We start from the raw sequence: 20,556 nt of genomic DNA on the forward strand, positions 1-20,556 counted from the left end.
CACCGCACCGGCGGGCGAACCGCGGCTGATGGGTCGGAAATGGAGGGGGAGAGCATGTGCGTGCGATTCCAGCGCCTGGTGTTTTTTTGCTGGATGTCGCTGGCGGCAGTCGCCGCGCGGGCGGCGACCGGATCGCTGACCGTGTTCGACGACGCCGACGAGAACGGCTTCAACCGCTTTACCTGCGCCTTCGGCAACGGCGCGCGGGCCGAGCAGGACACGGTGCACAGCGGGACGACCGCCATCGGCGTCACCCTGGCCGACTTCAACTCGGTTTGCTGGCAGGCGCCCGCGGTGCTGTCGAGGCTGAATGACTACCGCTCGATTTCGCTCTGGGTCAATGCCGGCCCATCCGCTCCGCAGGACTTGCGGTTCCTGCTCTATCGCGGAGAAGACATCGTCGCCAAGATCGACCTGGTGACCGTGTACGGCGCTCCGCTTCCCGCGTCCACATGGATTCCGCTGCGCATTTCGCTCTCCGACCTGGTGCCGGACCCGAATGCTCCCGCGGACCCGAGCCTGTTCGACGACGTCGTGATCCGCACCTACACGATGGGCGCGGGCGGCGCGGATCGATTCTTCGTCGACGACGTCGTATTGCTCGGCACGGACATCTTCGAGGACGGCTTCGACGGCTGAGCGGCCGGCGCTGCGCTCGCAGGCTGGACGGAGCGCGCGGCAGCGGCGAGGATAGGCGCTGGTGCATCGACAGCCAGCCCATGAGCCAGCGCATCCTCGAACCGGGCCAGATCGAAACCCTCGCGCAGCGGTCGATTCCGCGCATCCGCCTGCCGGCGCGCGAGAGCCTGTTCGTGCAGCGCGCCGCGCGCCTGCGCGCGCTGGCACCGACGAGCCGGATCGCCGACTACCTGCACCTGTGCGCCGCGATCGCCGACGCGCAGCACGCGGCACTCGCCGGCTGTGCGCCGACGATGCCGAGCGCGGCGGAACTCGCCGCGGCGCGCGAACACCGCATGCCGCCGATCCCGGCGACCGATTGGCCGCGCAAGCCGCCGTGGCGCAATGCCCTCGAGACGATCTGTACCGCAGTCGCCGCGCAGCCCGGATTCCCGCCGGAAGTCGCGCGGCTCGCCGAGCGCGTCGCGGCCGCTGCCGCCGCGCAACTCGAGGCGCAGGCCGACGTGCTGCTCGGCACGCGCGAGGGCGCGGTCGACGCCGCCGCAGCGCCGCTCCTGGTCGCGGCCCTGCAGGTGCACGGCGTCGCCGCATCGAGCCGCTTGGCGGCCGGCGAGGTCGCGCCGCTCGACGTGCCCGGCGTCTGTCCGCTCTGCGGCAGCCTGCCGGTCGCCAGCGTGGTGCGCGCGCAGGCGCAGTACCAGGGCTATCGCTATCTGCACTGCGCGCTGTGCGCCTGCGAGTGGCACCTGGTGCGCGTGCAGTGCAGCCAGTGCGGCGCGTCCGGCAAGGACATCGCCTACCGCTCGCTGAGCGGGGAGGACGACGCCGACGACGCGCCGGCCGACGCGGCCCTCCGCGCGGAAACCTGCGATGCGTGCCACCGTTATCGCAAGATCCTCTACCAGGAGAAGGACACGGCGATCGAGCCGGTCGCCGATGATCTCGCCAGCCTTGCGCTGGACCTGCTGCTCGCCGACGCCGGCTACGCGCGCGCGAGCGGCAATCCGCTGCTGTGGGCGGCGGACGAGGCGTGAACCGCGTGGATGCGAAGGGCGGCCCGGTCGACGCGCGCGAACTGCCGTCGATCGGCCGGCTGCTCGACACGGCGGACTTCGCACCCTCGATCCAGACCCACGGCCGCACGCGCACGCTGGCGGCGCTGCGGGCCGAACTCGATCGCCTGCGCGCCTGCGCGCTCGCCGGCGAACTCCAGCGCGACGCGGTGCACGCCGGCGCGATCGCACGCCGCGTCGGCGACGCGCTGAGCGAAGCCGCGCAGCCGCATCTGCGCGCGGTGTTCAACCTCACCGGCACGGTGCTGCACACCAATCTCGGCCGCGCGCTGCTGCCCGAGACGGCCGTGCAGGCGGTCGCGCGCGCGCTGGCCGCGCCGCTCAATCTCGAATTCGATCTCGACGGCGGCGTGCGCGGCGACCGCGAAGCGGCGGTCGAGCGACTGGTCTGCGAACTGACCGGCGCGCAGGCCGCGACCGTCGTCAACAACAATGCCGCCGCGGTGCTGCTGCTGCTCAACACGCTGGCGAACCGGCGCGAGGCGATCGTCTCGCGCGGCGAACTGGTCGAAATCGGCGGCGCGTTCCGTATTCCCGACGTGATGCGCAGCGCGGGCGCCAGGCTGACCGAAGTCGGCACCACCAACCGCACGCACCCGTCCGACTACGCCGACGCGATCTCGGCGCGCACGGCGCTGCTGCTCAAGGTGCACGCCAGCAACTACGCGATCACCGGATTCACCGCCAGCGTCGCCGCCGCCGAACTCGCCGCGCTCGCGCAGGCGCGCGGCCTGCCGCTGGCGATCGATCTCGGCAGCGGCAGCCTGGTCGACCTGACGCGCTGGGGCCTGCCGAAGGAGCCCACCGTCGGCGAAACGCTGGCGGCGGGCGCCGACCTGGTCAGCTTCAGCGGCGACAAGCTGCTCGGCGGTCCGCAGGCCGGCATCGTCGCCGGTCGCGCGGAGCTGATCGCACGGCTGAAACGCAATCCGCTCAAGCGCGCGCTGCGCCTCGACAAGGCGACCCTGGCGGCGCTCGAATCGGTGCTGATGCTGTACCGCGAGCCCGACCGCCTGGCCGAGACGCTGCCGACGCTGCGCCTGCTGACGCGCCCGGCGTCGGCGATCGAGCAGCAGGCGTTGCGTCTGCTGCCGGCCGTGCGCGAGGCCTTGCAGGGCAAGTTCGACGCCAGCGTGACGCCGATGCACAGTCAGATCGGCAGCGGCGCCTTGCCGGTCGACCGCCTGCCGAGCAGTGGCTACCGCGTGCGTCCGGCCGAGGGTCGGCGCGGCGGCGTGAGCCGGCTCGAAGCAGCACTGCGCGCGCTGCCGCGTCCGCTGCTCGGCCGCGTCGCCGACAAGGCGCTGTGGCTGGACCTGCGCTGCCTGGAAGAACGCGACGAGGCCGAGTTCGTCGCGCAATGGCGTCTGCTGCACGCATGATCGTCGGCACCGCCGGGCACATCGACCACGGCAAGACGACCCTGGTGCGCGCACTGACCGGCGTCGACACCGACCGGCTCGAGGAGGAGAAGGCGCGCGGCATCTCGATCGAGCTCGGCTACGCCTACATCGGCGTCGACGGGCCGACGGACGGCGATCCGGTGCTCGGCTTCGTCGACGTGCCGGGGCACGAACGCCTCGTGCACACGATGGTCGCCGGCGCCGGCGGCATCGACTTCGCCTTGCTGGTGGTCGCGGCCGACGACGGCGTGATGCCGCAGACGCGCGAACACGTGGCGATTCTCGACCTGCTCGGCGTCGCGCGCGGCGCGGTCGCGCTGAGCAAGGCCGATCGCGTCGACGCCGCACGCCTGCGCGGCGTCGAGGCGCAGATCGCCGCGCTGCTCGCGCCGACCGGCCTGCGCGGCGCGCCGATCTTCCCGCTCGACGCGACCGCCGCCGCCGATCCCGGCCTCGCGGCGCTGCGCTCGCATCTGCACGCCGCCGCGGCGACGGCGGCGCGGCGCAGCGAGGCGGGATTGTTCCGCCTCGCCGTCGATCGCGTGTTCACCTTGACCGGCCACGGCACCGTGGTCACCGGCACCGTGCGTTCCGGACGGGTGCAGGTCGGCGACACCGTGCGTTCGATGCCGAAAGGCCTCGACGTGCGCGTGCGCGGCCTCCATGCGCAGAACCGCGAAGCGCCGTCGGGGAGGGCGGGGCAGCGCTGCGCGCTCAATCTCGCTGGCATCGAAAAGAGCGCGCTCGAGCGCGGAGACTGGCTCGCCGACGCGCGCCTGCTGCAACCGAGCCGGCGCATCGACGTGCGCCTGCGGCTCCTTCGCGACGGCGCCGCGACATTGCGCAACTGGACGCCGCTGCACGTGCATGTCGGCACCGCGCATCAGGTCGCGCACACCGTCCTGCTCGACGGCGAACGCTTGTCCGCCGGCGAATCGGGGCTCGTGCAACTGGTCTTCGAGCGGCCGATGTGCGCCGTCGCGGGCGATCGCCTCGTGGTGCGCGACGCGCAGGCGATGCGCACGATCGGCGGCGGTGTCGTACTGGACGCCTGCGCGCCGGAGCGGCGACGGCGCAGCGCGCCGCGGCTGGCCTGGCTCGCGGCGGTCGAACGCCTGCTGGACGGCGAGGGCATTGCGCCCTTGCTCGAACAGGCGCCGCACGGCGTCGCGCTGCGCGATCTGGTGCGCCTGTGCGCCGCCGAGCCGGAGCGCATCGCGCTGCCGGAAACTGCGCATCGCATCGACACCGCCGACGGCGCGCATGTTTTCCACATCGCGCGCTGGCAAGCGCTGCGCGAAGGGACGCTCGCCGCACTGCACGCGTTCCACGAACGCCAGCCGGACGAGCCGGGCATCGACGGCGGACGCCTGCGTCGCCTGGTCGAGCCGGCGCTGGCCGACGCGGCCTGGCGCCGGCTGCTCGACGACCTCGTCGCCGAGCGCGCCGTGCGACGCACCGGTCCGTGGCTGCACCTGCCGGAACATCGGGTCGATCTGGACGAGGACGAGCGACGGCTGATGCGGCAGCTGCATCCGCTGATCGAAGCGGGCCGCTTCGACCCGCCCTGGGTACGCGATCTCGCACGGCAGACCGGCGCCGCGGAAGACCGGGTGCGCACGACGCTGCGCAAGGCCGTCACTGGCGGCGAAGTGCACCAGGTCGTCCGCGACCTGTTCTACACCGGCGAGCGCGTCGACGAACTCGCCGCGATCCTGCGCGACCTCGTGTTGCGGCACGGTCCACTCGAAGCCGCGCGCTATCGCGATGCGATCGGCCTGGGCCGCAAACGCACCGTCCAGATCTTGGAGTTCTTCGATCGCGTTGGCTACACTCGCCGCGTGCGCGACGCGCATGTGCTGCGCGCCGACAGCAGCTGGCTCGAACGGAACGGAGCGACTCCGCATTGAGGCCGGCACACGCGATTCGGAAGGCAGGCGCATCCGGTGATGCGGCCGGGCTTCAAACCCGGTAGGGGGCGTCGACCGCTCCCTGGTAGGTTCGACTCCTGCTACCTTCCGCCACTAGCTCTTGCGATCGTCCATGATCGCTGCTTCGTGGCGGTTTTCGAAGGTTGTAGTGGCCGGCAGCTTCGGCGGGTCCAGAAGCGGCCATCCATGGCCGCGCTTCTCACGAACATCCGGCTTCGTCGGGGCTCGTCGGTGATTCGCAAAGCGGAAGCCTCCAACCCATTGGCTCTTGCGATCGTCCATGATCGCTGCTTCGTGGCGATGTTCGAAGTTTGTGGTGGCCACCAGCTTCGGCGAGTCCAGAGCAGCCGTCCATGGCCGCGCTTCTCACGAACATCCGGCTTCGTCGGGGCTCGTCGGTAGTTCGCAAAGCGGAAGCCTCCACTCATTGGCTCTTGCGATCGTCCATGATCGCTGCTTCGTGGCGATGTTCGAAGGTTATGGTGGCCACCAGCTTCGGCGAGTCCAGAGCAGCCGTCCATGGCCGCGCTTCTCACGAACATCCGGCTTCGTCGGTGATTCGCAAGACGGAAGCTTCCAATTCCTCCGTGGCAAGCAATAGCCTTTCGTTGCTGCGCTTCTTGCAGCGTCCTGTGTCGTTGCAGTCGGCTGGAAATCCCGCGAAGCTAGCCGTGCTTTCACTGCTCCCGCCGGCGAGAGAGGCGGCGCGCACAACGCCGGGTGAGGGAATGCGCAGGAACTTCTCGGGTCGCGAGCACCAGCCATGGACACCACCGACACCGCCACGCCACGCCTGACCTCGCTCTCCCACGGCGGCGGTTGCGGCTGCAAGATTTCGCCGGGCGTACTCGCCGAGCTGCTGAAAGGCGTTTCCGCGCCGGCCGCGTTCGCCGATCTTCTGGTCGGCCGCGAAACCTCCGACGACGCGGCGGTGTATCGCGTCAGCGACGAACAGGCGATCGTCGCGACCACCGATTTCTTCATGCCGATCGTCGACGATCCGTTCGACTTCGGCCGCATCGCCGCGACCAACGCGATCTCCGACGTCTACGCGATGGGTGCGCGGCCACTGTTCGCGCTCGCCATCGTGGGCATGCCGATCGACCGGCTGCCGCGCGAGACGATCCGCGACGTCCTGCGCGGCGGCGAGGCGATCTGCGCGCGCGCCGGCATTCCGATCGCGGGTGGCCACAGCATCGACTCGGTCGAACCGATCTACGGCCTGGCCGTTGTCGGCATCGCGCATCCGCAGCGCATCAGGACCAACGCCTCGGCCCGCGCGGGCGACGTGCTCGTGCTCGGCAAGCCGGTCGGCGTCGGCGTCTATTCCGCCGCGTACAAGCAAGGCAAGCTCGACGACGAAGCGTACCGCGCGCTGATCGACACCACGACGCGGCTCAACGACGTCGGCGTCGCGCTCGCCGCGCTCGACGGCGTGCACGCGATGACCGACGTGACCGGCTTCGGCCTGCTCGGTCATCTGCTCGAGGTGTGTCGTGCCAGCAATCTGGGCGCACGTATCCAATCGCGTGAGATTCCCGTGCTTCCCGCCGCCGCCGCCTTCGCGCAAGCCGGCGTCGCGACCGGTGCCTCGGCGCGCAATTGGCGCGCGTACGGCGAGCTGGTCGAACTGTCGCCGCCGCTCGCGCCGTTCGAGCGCACGCTGCTGACCGATCCGCAAACCAGCGGCGGGCTGCTGGTCGCCTGCGCGCCCGAGGCGGCAGCGGAAGTGATCGACACGTTCCGCCGCGGCGGCTTCGCGCAGGCGGCGGCGATCGGCACGATGCAGGCCGGGACCGCGCGCGTCGTCGTCGAGTGAACGGTCCCCGCATCCGTCGAGGCCTCGTCGACGACGTCGCGACGAGGGCGACGACGATCGCGACGCGTCGCAGCGGCCATTCCTTTCCACGCTTCCGCCGCATCGATCAGTGCATTGGTACGGCGAGGCGAATTTGTCCAATGGTGCACTTCGGCGCATGCACTTAAGGTATGCGACAGACGTCCCGACGAGGCTTGGAGTCGACAGGCCGAAATCGATGCGTTCGACGAGTACCCCATGCGAGTCGATCGCTTTTCCACGCATCGCCGCGGCGTTCAATCGAAAGGCCCCTTCGCGGGGCCTTTCTTTTTGCGCGATCGGTGGCGGCACGTGTTCGCGCGTCCTCTCGTCGGCTGCGTGTTCGACGAGCCTCGTGCAGGGCGATCGGGCTGCTCACCATCGCAGCCCCGCGCAAACGAAAGGCCCCTCGCGGGGCCTTTCGTGTCTGCGTGAGCGGCTGCGGCGCGTGGCGCGCGTCACCTCGTCCGCGACAGGACGATCTCGTGCTCGGACACGCGCTGCGCACGCAGCGACCAGCCGGTCTGCAGCGCCTGCAGCAGGGATGCCTGGTCGTCGACGCGGAAGACGCCGCTGACGAGCAGCGTGGACAGTTCCGGATCGTCGACGCGGATCTTCGTTTCCGAATAGCGGTTCATTTCCTCCAGCAGGTCGGCGAGGCGGCGCTCCTTGAACGCCAGCACGCCGCGCGTCCAATCCGAGGCGGCGTCGAGATCGACCGGCTCCGGCCGTCCGAAGCGGCCGCGATCGTCCAGGCGCAAGGTCTCGCCGGGCGCGAGCACGACGTTCTCGGCGGCCGCCGCCGGCTCCGCCAGCGCCACGCTGACCAGGCCGGAGAACAAGGTGACGGTGACGCCGCCGTCGCGGCGTTCGACCTGGAACTGCGTGCCGATGTCGTGCACGACGCCGGGCCCGCTGCGCACCGACAGCGGCCGCTGCGCGTCCTGCGCCACGTCGATGCGGACGCGGCCGCGTTCGAGCGTCAGTTCGCGCGAGGCCGGACCGAATGCCGCGCGGACCTCGGTGTCGGTGTCGAGCTGCAGGCGCGTGCCGTCGGCCAGTTCGACGGCGCGCCGCTCGCCGACGGCGGTGGCGTAGCGCACCGGTTCGATCTTCCTGCCGCCGATCATCCACCACGAGCCGGCGGCGACGGCGAGCATCAGCACCGCCGCCGCGGCCAGCCACGGCGCGCGCGCCGGCAGGAAGCGGCGGCCCGACGAGCCCGCCGAATGGCGCGCCGCACGCGTCGCGGCGCGCACGCGCAGGTCGTCCTTCAGCTCGGCAGCGGCGAAGTGGCAGTCCGCGACCGCGGCGAACGCGGCCGCGTGGTCGTCGCTCGCGGCGCACCAGGCCTCGAAGTCCTCGCGGTCTCGCTCGCTGCAATCCGGCGCGAGGAGTCGCGCGAACCAGGCAGCGGCGGATTGGTCGATTCGGTCAGATGACATCGTCTGGATTCCTTGCGGACGTCGCCTCGAACTGCTCGCGCAGCAGACGCAACGCACGCGAAATGTTCTTTTCCACGGCCTTGGCGGACACGCCGCTGCGGCGGGCGATTTCGGGGTAGGTCATTCCTTCGATACGATGCAGCAGGTATACCTCGCGGCACCGCTGCGGCAGTTGCTGCACGGCCGCCTGCATGCGCACCAGCGCCTGCCGGTGGCTGGCGTGCTGCTCCGGCGACGGCTCGTGCGAAACCGCCTCGTTCGCCACCACGCCGAAATCCACGCCGCTGCGCCGTTCCTGCTCCGTCGCGGAGCGCCTTTTCCGGTCGCGCAGCAGGTTGATCGCGATCCGGTACAACAGCGCCTGCCACGCCTCCGCCGGCTCGCTGCGGCTATAGCGGAGCAGGCGCACCATGCTCTCCTGGGCGATGTCCTGCGCGTCGTGCTCCGGTACGTTCATGCGCAGCAGGAAGCGCAGCAACGGTTGCTGCCGTTCCCGCACGAAGCGCTCGAGGCGGCCATCGTCCTGGCCCCATTCCGAGGGCCGCGGCGAATCGGGCATGGCGTCACTCGTGGAACGTGAAGAGGGGATCGGAAGCCCCACTTCGAAGGAAGCGAGCGTGCTTGTCAATGGCGGAAGTACTCCGATGTGGACATGGCGGCGTGGGTGTGGCGCGCATCCGTGCGGTTGGGGGCGTCGATGCGTCCGCCGACGACGCGGAACGGGCGCGCCGGCGCGGCGTCGACCCGTGTCGGCGTGCGCGGCTCGGCGAACAGGCCGGGGATGCAGCGCGCCAGGACCGGTTCGAGCAGGGAAGGGCCGAGCATCAGCAGCATCCATTGCAGCGAGCGGCGCGACAGATCCGGCTCGCCGTCCTGGTGGTGCGGCGGCTCGGCGACGACGCTGCGCGCGATCCCCAGCAGCGAGGCCAGCAGGGCCGCGCCGTTCGGGCCGCCGTCGATGACGATCATGCGCCGGAGGTAGGCGCGCACTTCGGGCTTCGCGTCGAGGATGCCGCCGACCGCGTCGGCGAACGAGCGGCAGCGTTCCTCGCTGGAGCGGCCGGCGTGCGTCCGGGTGATGTCGCGCGCGATCTTCTCGAAGGTGTCCACCACCCAGACGTCGATCGCGTGGCGCAACTGATGCTTGCTGCCGAAATGATGGGCGATCAGCGCCAGGGAAACCCGCGCCTTCTGCGCGATCGATCGCAACGAGGTCTGCGCGTAGCCGTCCGCGCCGAACAAGTACAGGGCGACGTGACGGATGCGGGCCCTGCCCGTGAGGTCTGCAAGCTGGGTGTCGATGGCGTCCACTGGATCTCCTGCGTTGCGCCGAACGACCGCCAACGATTGGCGGCCTGGTCGCTGAACGCATAGACGTCGCAGTGGGCATTCCACCCTACCTCCCCCCGGAACGCGGTCGGGAACCGGCCGCGCGAAAAGCGCTTCGCGGCGACTCGGCGGCGAAACGCCGCCGGGTCGCCGTGCGTCCTCAATGGCACATGTAGTCGCTGCCGCCGCCCTGTTCGAAGCCGTTGGCGAAGATCACGTCGCCCGCCGTGCTGCCGTCGCCGATGCGCACCTCGTCGAGCCAGAAGCCTGAGAAATCCGAGGCGGGGTCGGACGAGAAACGCCAGCGGATGCGCACGGTCTGGCCGGCGTACGCGGCCAGGTCCGAACCGAACGAAAGGAACGCCGGCGTCGCGTTCGCATTGTCCGGATCGGCCGGATTGGCGGCCGTGCTGACGCCGTTGAACGCACCGTGGGTGTAGACGTAGCCGCAGGCGTTGGCCGGCGTGTCGGTCTGGTTCTCGCCCTGTGTCTGGGCGAAGGTGCTCGGATAGCCGCCGGTCGGCGGCAGATCGGTCCAGGTCGCGCCGTCGTCGGTCGAGATCTCGGTGACGACGCCGTCCCACTCGTGCTCGAGGTTGTACTGCGCCTTGTAGTTCAGGCTGGCTCCGGCCGCCAGCCGCAGCGCCGGCGTTTCCAGGCTGGCACAGGTGCTGGCGGGGTAGGTGCTGCCATCGGGCGCGTTGTGATAGCTCAGACTGCCCGCGCTCGCCGCCGTGTTGGTGACCCGCCACGGCGACTCCAGCGTCGCGTAGGTGTGCGTGTCGACGTCGTCCAGGTAGGCGGCCGGATCGGGGCCGTCCGCGCCGGTCGGTGTCGTGCCGACGACGGTCGACACCTCGCTCGTGTTGCCGGCCGCGTCCTTGCCGAAGACGCGGTAGAAGTACGGCGTGCCGTTGCCGACGGTGCTGTCGGTGTAGGCCGGCGAGGTCAGGTTGTCGGCCAGCGTCGTCGGCGCGCCGAAGTAGGGATCGGTATCGCGCACGATCGTGTAGGTGATCGCCGGCGCCGCCGGGCAGAGCGAGGAGGCCGCTCCCCAGGACAGGGCGATGCTGCAGCTTGCGTTCGCACCGTCGGCCACCAGCGACTGCGTGTCGAAACTCGGCACGAGCGTGCAGGCGTCGCGCGAAACCACCGTCACGCAGCTCGAGGACAGCTCGCCTTCGACGTCGCCGCGCACGCCGCGCACGCGGTAGGCGTAGGAGTAGCCGCCTTGCGTGCGATCGTCGGTCAGCGGCGCGGTGGCCCCGCTCGCGACCATGTGGAAATCCGCCGCGCTCGCGCCGGTGCAATCGCCGTCGGCGCGATAGAGCTGGAAGCTCTGCGCGCCCGCCGCGGCGGTGAAGCCGATGCCGATGCCGCCGAGGCCGTTGCTCGCCTCGGTCAACGCGGTCGGTGCCGGGAACGGCGTCGGATCGGGCATGCCGAACGCGGCCGACAGCGCCAACGCGTAGCCCTGGCGTTCGGAGCCGTTGCTGCCGTCGCCGGGCACGTTGCTGGCCTTGACGCGGATCGTGTAGCGGCCGGCGACCGGCGTCGGCAGGCGCACCTGTTCGACGGTGTCCTTCGCGTTGGCGCTGCCGCCGGCGGTCGACACGCCGGCCTCGAAATGGTTGCCGAGGTAGGTGGTGCCGTCCGGCGCGACGACTTCCAGGTCCAGATCGTTGATCAGCGCCGAGGCCGCGCCCGGTGCCGCCGCGATGTCGAACCAGGCCAGCGTCGCGCGCAGCTCGAGGCCGGCGGCGACGTTGTCGACGACGTACTCGTTGACGTCGCCGGTCTCCAGGCCCGCGGCGTTGACGCGCTCGAACAGGCGCAGGCGGCGGCTGTCGTCGCCGCCGGCCATGGTGTTCTTGAACCACAGATTGCTGTCGAGCCAGGCGCGGCCCCAGCCGTTCTCGTCGGTCGGCCAGCCCGGCGAGGCGAGCGGATTGGTGCCGTTGAGCAGCACCGCCTTCATCATCGCGCCGGTCGGATTGAGCCGGTCGGCGGCGCTGCGCTCGCCGCGCGGATAGAACCCGTCGGTGAAGAACTGCCGCACCAGCGTCGCGTTGCCGGTGATCGTCGGCGCCGACATCGAGGTGCCGGAGTCGGGGCGCGACACCGGCGCGCGCACGGTGGCCGATACCGGCGACGACGCGGTGGTGTTGCGCGCGGAAATGATGTTCGAGCCCGGCGCGGTGATGTCGGGCTTGATGCGGCCGTCGGCGGCGGGGCCGAGGTTGGAGTAGCCGGCGTGCTGCGTGCTGCCGGCGTGCTCGAGCGCGGCGACGCTGATCGCGTTCTTGGCGTTGCTCGGCGAGCCGGTCTGCGTGCGGCCCGCGTCGTCGTTGCCGGCCGAGACGATGACCAGCAGGTCCTCGAATCGACGCGTCGCGCGATCGACGGCCGCGTCGTCGGCGACGTAGGCACCGGCAGTCGGCGCACCCCAGCTGTTGTTGTGCAGGCGCGCGCCGCCGGCATGGGCCTGCTCGAGCATGGCTTCGACGTCGCCCGCGTTGACGTTGCGCCGATCGGTGCCGCCGATGTCCTGCATCAGCAGCTGCGCGTTCGGCGCCATGCCGTCGGCGAGGTCGTGGTTGGGCAGCAGCGGCGTCGACGGCATGTAGCTCGACGCGCCGAACGTGCCCGCGGCGTCGCCGAGCACGGTGCCGGTGGTGTGCGTGCCGTGGCCGGAGTAGTAGTCGTAGGCGACGTTATCCGGCTGCGTCCAGTAGGCGATGATCTTGTTCTCCGGATACAGGCGGCCGATCGCCGGGGGCACCGGCGGCGGGTCGTCGGCGAAGGTGACTTCGGTGTGCGGACCGCTGCCCTTGTCGAGCGTGGCGAACCAGGCCGCGTCCGGCGTCGTGCCCGAATCGGCGACCGCGACGATCTGGCCGTTGCCGACCAGGCCGTGATCCCACAGCGGGCTCGGGCCGCAGACCGCGCCGCTGCCGGCGCAGGTCGCGGTCGAATTGGCCTGGATCGCACCGACCGAGCCGGAGTTGTGCAGGATCGTCTGTACCCATGGCGTGACGTAGCGCACGCCTTCGATCGCGCTGGCTTCGCGCACCAGCGCATCGAGCTGCGCCGCGTCGGCGCGCACCCGCACATAGGGCGTGGCGCGGTCAGGTTCGCTGCGCGCGGTGATCGTCGCGCCCGGCACGCGCTTGCGCAGCGTCGCGGCCATCTGCGCGGACGAGACGCCGTCGAACGCGTACAGCACGATCTCGCGGCTGCCGTCTTCCTGCAGCGCGGTCGTCGCCGCGCGTCGCGCGCGCCACAACTGCGGATCGAGCTTCATCGCCGGCTGCACGGGGCCGGTCCAGCGCACGCCGGGAATCGCGCGCACCTGCTCCAGCGTGACGGCGTCGAGATGCGCGTAGTAGGCGTTGTTCGGCACGTAGCCCAGGAGCTTCACGCCGCGCGCGCGCAATTCGCGGCGCGCGTCCTTGATGCGTGCGGGATCGAGCTGCACGATCGCATAGGAAGTCGGCTGCGATGCGTCGGCCGCGCCGACGGCGGAAGCGTCCAGCTGCTGCGTCACCGGATCGAACGCACCGACCTGCAGGATCAGCCGGCGCGAATCCGCGCGGGCGGAGTCCAGCGCGTCGATCTGCAGCGGCGCCGCGGTGACGGTCGGCGTCGCGGCGCTCGCGCCGGGAGCGGGTGCGCTCAGCGCGAGAACGAGCGCGGAAGCGAGAGCGGTACGGGTCGGGCGTACGAACATGGAAGGTCCTCGATCTGGGCTTGCGGAAAGTCGGAGAGCGGCGGCGTGCGCGCGGCAGCGCGCCTGCGAGGCGTCGGCGATCGACGATATCGGCCGGCGGCACGCTCCACCATTGAATGAAAACGGGTCTCTCGCGCAGCGGACTGGACGATCGCCGGCGATTCCTACAGGCGTGGCGCGCAGCGCGCGTGGCGTCGACGCGAGGCGAGACGATGGCCGTCCATGGCTATGAAGATTCGTCTTGAAGCGGATGCTCACGCATGCGGCGCTGGGGACCGGCTCCTGGGTCTGAAATCGGTCACGATTTCCGGCGCGCGGCGACTGTAGGGCGAGCGCGATCGTCGGCGGAACTGCACAAAAACTTCCGATTCGTACAAGACGTCGACGCATCGGCGGCGCTGCTGCGCGAGAGAATCGAGTGACGCGTGCGACGCGCGAATCCGGCGACGGCATCGGCTGCGCCTGCGATTCGCCGACGTGCGCAAGACGACGGGCGAATCGTTGTCCGTATGCACGATCGGCCATCCGGCATTGTCAATAATCGTTTCGCGCGCGCGTGCGCGGGTGCCGCGCGCACACCGGCGTCATTCTTCGCGAGGGCGGCGGAGCGCACGGCGGAGCGCCGCCACCGCTGCGCATCCGCGCGACGCGCACGGCGCGTCGCCGCCGCCGCCGTTCCCATTGGGCTATTCCTCACAATGTGTACTTGCGCCTAAGATCGCCTGGCTCGCCGGCCGAAGTCCGAGCGAGACGAGCGGCGAACCCGAGGATCGGACTCGCCGGGATACGCGAGCAGGATGCCCGCCCTGGGGTCGAGGGCCGCCACCGCGGCATACGTGAATGGGGCAACGCGAGAGAGTCGGTCGGCGCACGCATGGGAGCTTGTGCGCGAACGGAGCAGAACGCCGGAGTTGACGCATTGCGCGCGAACGTTTTCGTGCTCGCAGGAATGGTTTTCCTCTCGCACGTCTGCGGCGCCTTCGCTTCGAACGTGCCGGCGTCCCGGCACGCCTATCGTCTGCCCGGCGGCGAACTGGCCGGCGTCCTCGGCGAGCTCGCCGAGCGCAGCGGAATCCAGATCCTGTTCGAGGCGAAGCTGCTCGCCGGCCGCCGCAGCGCGGGCCTGGACGGCGACTACTCGATCGAGTCCGCCTTGGCCGAACTGCTGCGCGGCAGCGGGCTGGAAGCGGTGGCGGTGACGCCGAACACCTTCGTCGTCAAGCGCACGCCCAAGCCGGCGACGAAGGCCGAGACGCGCGAACTGCACGTGACCTCGCCCGAACCGGTGCGGCCGACCGAGCTGTCGACCGTGACCGTGAAGGACGCGAGCCTGCAACGGCTGGCCGTGCAGGGCGTGATGCCGGTCACCGAGATCACGCGCGAGCAGATCGACAGCAGCGGCTATCTGACCTTGTTCGACCTGCTGAAGGCGCAGCCCGGCATGCAGGTCGCCAACCAGCCCGAGGCGATGGCGTCGGCGAGCGATTCGAGCTTCAAGACCGGCGCCTCCGGCGCGGCCGCCGTCGCGCTGCGCTGGCTCGGCAGCAAGAGCACCTTGTTCCTCGTCGACGGACGGCGCATCGCGGGCTACGGCCTGCCGCAGGACGCCACCGGCACCGTGTCCGACTTGAATTCGATCCCGCTGGCGATGGTCGAGCGCATCGAAATCCTGCGTGACGGCGCCTCGGCAATCTACGGCTCGGACGCCGTCGCCGGCGTCGTCAACCTGATCCTGCGCCACGATTTCTCCAGCGCCGAATTCAGCCAGTCGATCGGCCAGTCCAGCCGCGGCGACGCCGCTACGCAGCAGTCCTCGTTTCTGTGGGGCAAGCGCACCGAGAGCGGCATCGGCCTGCTGCTCAACGTCGCCTATCTGCACGGCGATCCGCTGCTCGGCGACCGGCGCTCCTGGTACACGCTCGACCAGCGCCGCCAGGGCCTGCTCGACGCACGCAGCCAGTATTCGTTCCGCGGCAACTATCTGTACCTGAACAAGGACAACACCCTCCGCCGTGCCGCCGCGCCCGGTTGCCAGGGCACGCTGTCCGACGACGGCCTCTGCCTGCTCGACGGCGCACGCTACACGACCTTGCAGAACGGCAAGGTGGGCAAGTCGCTGCTCGGACGCGTGGAAATGCCGCTCGGCGAATCGACGCGCGTCTACGCGAATCTGCGCGCCAACGACCTGCACCAGAGTCAGCAGGCGGCACCGTCCGCCGCGACCGTCCTGCTGCCGTTCGAATCCGACCAGGACCCCGTCGCGCTGCTGTATTCCTTCAACGACATCGGCCCCGTGCGCGAAACGACCGATTCCAATCTGCTCAGTGTCGACACGGGCGCGCGCGGCTCCGTCGGCAACTGGTCGTGGAATCTCGACGCCAGCGCCCAGCGCAATCGCGTCGACGACCGCATCGACGGGCTGGTGCGCTCGAACGTGCTGAGCTTCGGCGAGGAGTCCTACAGCTTCGGCGAGGTTCCGCCGAGCCGCGCACTGCGCGATGCGATGGCACCGCAGGTCCGGCGAAAGGGCGTCACCACGTTGAACGCGCTGTCGCTGGAAGCCTCCGGCGCCGCCTTCGATCTGCCGGCGGGAGCGGTGTCGACGACCGCCGGCGTCGAAATTCGCCGCGAGGGCATCGAGCAGCAGCCAGACGAGACGCTGACGGCCGGCAAGCTGCTGAACCAGCCGGCGGAATACGTGCAATCGTTCGATCGCAACGCTTCCGCCGCGTACGTGATGTTCGAGCTGCCGATCGCCGAGCGCTTCGACGCCTCGCTCGCCTGGCGCCAGGAAAAGACCGCCGGATTTTCCTCGCACGGCTCGCCCACCTTCGGCCTGCGCTGGAATCCGCTCGACAGCCTGATCCTGCGCGCGTCGAGGTCGTCGGGCTTCCGTGCGCCGACGCTGTTCGAACTGCACCAGCCACGCAGCGTGGCCGCCGCCAGCTCGGTCTGGGTGCCGCAATCGGCGGGGCCGTGCGAGCGGGAGCTGGTGGCGAGCGAGGGACGCAGCCTGTGCGAGCTCGACGTCAGCACGAGCGGCAATCTCTCGCTGCGTCCGGAGAAGACGCGCACGACCGCCTTCGGCGCGGTGTGGGCGCCTTCGTCCACCTTCAGCCTCAGCCTCGACGTGTATCGCAGCGTCCGCAACGACGAGATCGCGATCGCGTCGCCGGCCTACGTGCTCGATCACCCGGAACAGTTCGGCGACATCCTGCAGCGCAACGGCACCGGCCAGCTGACGGCCCTGCGCAACAAGCTCGCCAACCTGGCACAGACCACGACCAGCGGCTCCGACCTCGACGCACGCTGGGACTTCGGCAGCGAGAACGTCGGACGCTTCCAGCTGACGCTGGGGCTGAACTACCTCGACCGCCTCGATCGCCGCGTCGCGCCCGGCGTCGCCACCGCGCGCAGCGCCGGATACGCCGACACGCCGCGCCTGACCGGCGTGTCGTCGCTTCGCTGGACGCGCGGCGACTGGAGCGGCGCGGCGCATCTGCGCTACGTCGGCTCGTATTCGCTCGAGCCCTATGCGGAGGCCGGAACGGGCTGTCCGGAGTACAAGAACGTGCAGGGCAAGTGCTCGATTCCGCCGTTCTCGCTGCTCAACCTCAATCTCACCTACGGCGGCGTTCCGCGCTGGGCGTTCACGTTGAGCGTCAACAACGCGCTCGATCACACGCCGCGCTACTACGACGAAGCCGCCGCCGGATTCAACGCCGCCTTCGACGACGCGATCGGCCGCTACTACGCGTTGCGCGTCACTCATCGCTTCTGACCGCCGCCTGATCGCGATCGCCGTCGCGGGGTAGGGGATGCGCGCATCCGCGCGTCTGTCCCGTAGGGGATTCGGAAGCACGGCCTGCGGCGAGGCGCGACGACATGAGTGAACCCCGATCCGGCGATTCGGCCGGACGCGGACGCATCCTGCGAGCTGCGCTGCATCGGTTCGCCGCGGACGGCTACGAACGCGCGTCGCTGCGCGCGATCGCGCTCGACGCGCAGGCGTCGGTCACGCTGATCACCTATCACTTCGGCAGCAAGCAGCATCTGCTCGACGCGGTCGACGACTGGCTGCGCTCGCTGTTCGAGCAGGCGGCGGCCGCGTCAGCGGCGTATTCCGGCACGAAGAAGCTGGACACCTTCGCCGCGTCGATCGGAAACCTGCTGGCGTCGCAAGCGGACGTACGCGACTATCTGCGGCGCATGGTCGTCGTCGACCAGTCGCCCAACGGCACGCGCCTGCTGCAATCGCTGCTGACGCTCACGCGCGATCTCTCCGGCGATTCCCCTGCGGCGCCCGACGATCCGCCGTGGGCGGAGCGCTCCTTGCGCTTCCTGCTGCTGACCTTGGGGCCGACCCTGGTGGGGCCCGCCTTGCAGCGATGCGTGCCCGACGTGTTCCAACCGCCGGCGACGAATGTCCCGTCGACTCGCCGGGCGGGAATTTCCGACATCGGCGGTGGCGAAGATTCCGCCTCCATCCGCAAGCGCGGACCGCGTCTTCCGAGGCAGCGGACGTGACGCGCGCGGCGCCGCTTGGCCTGAATGAATCGCGCGATTTGTACAGTGCCGCGATCGGAAACGCGGTGCGATTATCAAACGGATGCCACCGTTCCCGCCGCAGCGTTTCTCGCAGACGGATATTTCCATCGAAACCGATCGAACCATCGTCGAAGCCCGCTCTCCGATCCGCATACGAGGCGATTTCGTCGACGCGTTCCTCGATGGCCGAAGTCCCGAGCGGAATCGTTCGACGAGGCGGACGGACCGTAGGGCGGGCGGTCCGCGAGCATCAAGGCACTGGAGATCCTGACAGTCGCGGACACGGAACCCGTTCTTCGTCGCTTCGCGCCGGACCGCGCGTGCAGCCGCAACGACAGCAGTCAGCTCCTTCGGCTGCTCGAAGACGAACCGCGCCGATTCGATCTCCCGCATGAACGTCTCACCGTGCCGCAAACGGCCAGAGCCGTCGCGAGCACCTCGATTGGGGATCAATGCATGAGGATGTATCAAAGAAGCAAGCGCACGCACGCTTGGTCGAAGTCGCTCGGACTCGCAGCGGCGATCGCCGGCGCGGTGTTCGCGTCCGGCGTCGTACAAGTCCCTTCGGCGCAGGCGAGTACGGCGTCCCGACCTCCGGCGACGGCGGGAGCCGGCAACGGCATCTACACTTCGCCCGCGCTGAACAAGGTCGTCCCGCAGACTTTCGACGGCACCACGATCAACTGGGTCACCGGCGCATTCGACGACAGCGGCCCGATCACCGGCAACTGGGATCTCAATTTCTGGGCATCCGGCGCCGGCAACGCGACCTTCGACATGACCGCCGTGGACGACCAGGGCGATGAGATCGTCGTCGACGCCTCCGGCAAGTTCGTCGTGCTGCAAGCGGGAGCCGTGATCGGCCCCTCGTCGACGTTCCTGGACGGCGACCAGGCCGCATCGGCGGATTGGCTGGCCGGTGCCGACGGCTACATCGGCTTCAAGTTCAACTGCGACGGCCGCCTGACCAACCCGGTCGCCGGCGGCGTGTGCTACGGCTACGCGCGCGTGACCACCACCGGCCCGAGCGGCTTCCCGGCGACGATCGTCGAGTATGCCTACGACGGTGACGGCAATCCGATCACGATCCCCGGCGGCACGACCTACACGGTGACGCCGAGCGTCGGCACGCCGTCCGGCACGATCTCGCCGGACACCGCGCAGACGGTGAGCTCCGGGACGACCACCAGCTTCACGCTGACACCGGCCTCGGGCTTCCACCTCGACAACGTCGGCGGCACCTGCGGCGGCACGCTCGCCGGCAACGTGTACACGACGACGGCGGTGAGCGCGGACTGCACGGTGATCGCGAACTTCGCGGCCGGCGATCCGGTTCCGGTCATCGCGGTGACGCCGTCGCCGCTGGCGATCGCGGTCGACGCGGGCGCTACCGAGACCGGCACGCTCACCGTCGCGAACACCGGCGGCGGCACGCTGACGTATTCGATTTCCGAAGCGGCGGCCAAGGCGACGGCCAATCGGAAAGCGACGCGAACCAAGCATGCGGTGCGCTCCGGCGTACAGCTCGGCCAGGGCAAGTTCGCCCGCGCGCTTCCGTCCTCGATCGTCGTCGGCAAGCGTCCCGTGCAGCCGGTGGTGCTCGGCGGCCTGACGATCTCGCAGATGCCGGACAACACGATGGGTGACAGCGGCATCGCCTGCGGCGAGAACGGCGAGGAAGCGCCGGAGCAGACCTTCGACAACAGCTGGTGGCGTCGCTTCTACTTCAACGAGCATCCCGAAGTGGGCGCGAGCGCGAACGTGGCGAGCGTGACGATCGGTGCCGGACAGAACGGCGGCAGCGGCGGCGTCGTGCTCGACGGCCTGCCGGTGACGATCAACCTGTTCACGATTCCGCATTCGACCCCGGTCGACACGATCGACCGCGCCGCGCTGACGCCGATCGGGACCGCCACGGGCACGATCAGCGGCGGCAACGTGACGGTGACGATCCCGGTCACCGGGGCCATTGCCGACACCGCCGGCAACGACCTGGTGGTGGAATTCCACACCGACGGCAACGAATCGGGTGAAGGCTTCCTGCTGCCCGGCGCCAACGCCTCGCCGCAGACGCATCCGTCGTTCCTGTCCTCGGACCGTTGCGGCCTGGCCGATCCGACCTCGACGGACGAGATGGGCTTCGAGGATTTCCACCTGGTCATGGTCGTGACGTTGGGTGAAGGCGGCGGCGCCACCTGCGACAACCCGAGCGACGTGCCGTGGCTGAGCGTGGCGCCGGCCAGCGGTTCGCTGGCAGGCGGTGCATCGGCCGATTCGACGGTCACCGTCGATGCGTCCTCGCTCGCCGCCGGCAGCTACTCGGCGAATCTGTGCGTCACCAGCAACGATCCGGCGACGCCGCTGGTGACGGTACCGGTGAACGTCACGGTGGCTCCGGTCGCGGTCGATCCGTGCTCGGCGAAGGACACGATCTTCTGCGACGGCTTCGACGGCGCCGGCGGCGGTCCGTTCGAGCAGCCGGTCAAGGATCCGAGCTTCGAGGCCACGCCCGGCAGCACCGAGCCGAACCCGGATTGGACCGGCGTCGACGACAACTCCAGCTCCGGCGGCACGCCGTTCTACGACTTCAACGACACCACCCTCGCCGACGGCGCCCACAC

13 protein-coding genes and 1 tRNA gene are annotated in these 20,556 nt (G+C 70.0%); 9 read left to right on the forward strand and 5 right to left on the reverse strand.

The genetic code is table 11. From position 1 onward, the window contains the following. Window positions 1–54: 54 nt before the first annotated feature. From J7520_RS16810 to J7520_RS16830, 5 genes are all read left to right on the forward strand, one after another. Entirely contained in the window at window positions 55–639 is a 585-nt protein-coding gene (locus J7520_RS16810; protein ID WP_291190732.1) for a hypothetical protein, read from the forward strand. Window positions 640–719: 80 nt separating this feature from the next. Beyond that, the gene (gene fdhE, locus J7520_RS16815; RefSeq protein ID WP_291190734.1) at window positions 720–1,673 is read left to right on the forward strand and encodes a formate dehydrogenase accessory protein FdhE; all 954 of its coding nucleotides are present in this window, start codon (window positions 720–722) and stop codon (window positions 1,671–1,673) included. A 5-nt stretch (window positions 1,674–1,678) separates the two neighbouring features. Then, window positions 1,679–3,094 carry an L-seryl-tRNA(Sec) selenium transferase gene (selA, locus tag J7520_RS16820; RefSeq protein ID WP_291190773.1) on the forward strand — a complete coding sequence of 472 codons (1,416 nt, stop codon included), beginning with the start codon at window positions 1,679–1,681 and terminating at the stop codon, window positions 3,092–3,094. After that, a complete protein-coding gene (gene selB / locus J7520_RS16825; protein ID WP_291190776.1) occupies window positions 3,091–5,025 on the forward strand; it encodes a selenocysteine-specific translation elongation factor in 1,935 nt (644 codons plus the stop codon). Before selA ends, selB begins: the two co-directional genes overlap by 4 nt. Before the next feature lie 18 nt (window positions 5,026–5,043). Continuing rightward, a tRNA-Sec gene (locus tag J7520_RS16830) sits at window positions 5,044–5,139 on the forward strand. Here J7520_RS16830 and J7520_RS16835 read toward each other — a convergent pair. Continuing rightward, the gene (locus J7520_RS16835; protein ID WP_291190737.1) at window positions 5,140–5,370 is read right to left on the reverse strand and encodes a hypothetical protein; all 231 of its coding nucleotides are present in this window, start codon (window positions 5,368–5,370) and stop codon (window positions 5,140–5,142) included. A gap of 439 nt (window positions 5,371–5,809) precedes the next feature. Between J7520_RS16835 and selD the strand changes: the two genes are divergently transcribed. Beyond that, window positions 5,810–6,865, forward strand: a complete 1,056-nt coding sequence (selD, locus tag J7520_RS16840; protein ID WP_291190740.1) for a selenide, water dikinase SelD — start codon at window positions 5,810–5,812, stop codon at window positions 6,863–6,865. 476 nt (window positions 6,866–7,341) lie between these two features. Here selD and J7520_RS16845 read toward each other — a convergent pair whose 3' ends face one another. From J7520_RS16845 to J7520_RS16860, 4 genes are all read right to left on the reverse strand, one after another. Next, a complete protein-coding gene (locus J7520_RS16845) occupies window positions 7,342–8,328 on the reverse strand; it encodes a FecR domain-containing protein (RefSeq protein ID WP_291190743.1) in 987 nt (328 codons plus the stop codon). After that, the gene (locus J7520_RS16850) at window positions 8,318–8,887 is read right to left on the reverse strand and encodes a sigma-70 family RNA polymerase sigma factor (protein WP_291190746.1); all 570 of its coding nucleotides are present in this window, start codon (window positions 8,885–8,887) and stop codon (window positions 8,318–8,320) included. Before J7520_RS16850 ends, J7520_RS16845 begins: the two co-directional genes overlap by 11 nt. A 65-nt stretch (window positions 8,888–8,952) precedes the next feature. Further along, window positions 8,953–9,639, reverse strand: a complete 687-nt coding sequence (locus tag J7520_RS16855; protein ID WP_291190749.1) for a TetR/AcrR family transcriptional regulator — start codon at window positions 9,637–9,639, stop codon at window positions 8,953–8,955. 178 nt (window positions 9,640–9,817) lie between these two features. Beyond that, window positions 9,818–13,387, reverse strand: coding sequence for a S8 family serine peptidase (locus tag J7520_RS16860; protein WP_291190753.1), 3,570 nt, complete (start codon window positions 13,385–13,387; stop codon window positions 9,818–9,820). A 919-nt stretch (window positions 13,388–14,306) separates the two neighbouring features. Between J7520_RS16860 and J7520_RS16865 the strand changes: the two genes are divergently transcribed. The 3 genes from J7520_RS16865 to J7520_RS16875 form a co-directional block, all read left to right on the forward strand. Beyond that, window positions 14,307–17,168, forward strand: a complete 2,862-nt coding sequence (locus J7520_RS16865) for a TonB-dependent receptor (RefSeq protein ID WP_291190757.1) — start codon at window positions 14,307–14,309, stop codon at window positions 17,166–17,168. 104 nt (window positions 17,169–17,272) lie between these two features. Beyond that, complete coding sequence (locus J7520_RS16870; RefSeq protein ID WP_291190760.1) at window positions 17,273–17,914, forward strand: TetR/AcrR family transcriptional regulator; 642 nt, start codon at window positions 17,273–17,275, stop codon at window positions 17,912–17,914. A 483-nt stretch (window positions 17,915–18,397) separates the two neighbouring features. Further along, window positions 18,398–20,556, forward strand: a 2,159-nt coding sequence (locus tag J7520_RS16875; RefSeq protein WP_291190764.1) for a hypothetical protein, incomplete at its 3' end; no start/stop codon positions are given.

It is taken from the genome of Dokdonella sp., from assembly GCF_017744955.1.
Lineage (GTDB): Bacteria > Pseudomonadota > Gammaproteobacteria > Xanthomonadales > Rhodanobacteraceae > Dokdonella_A.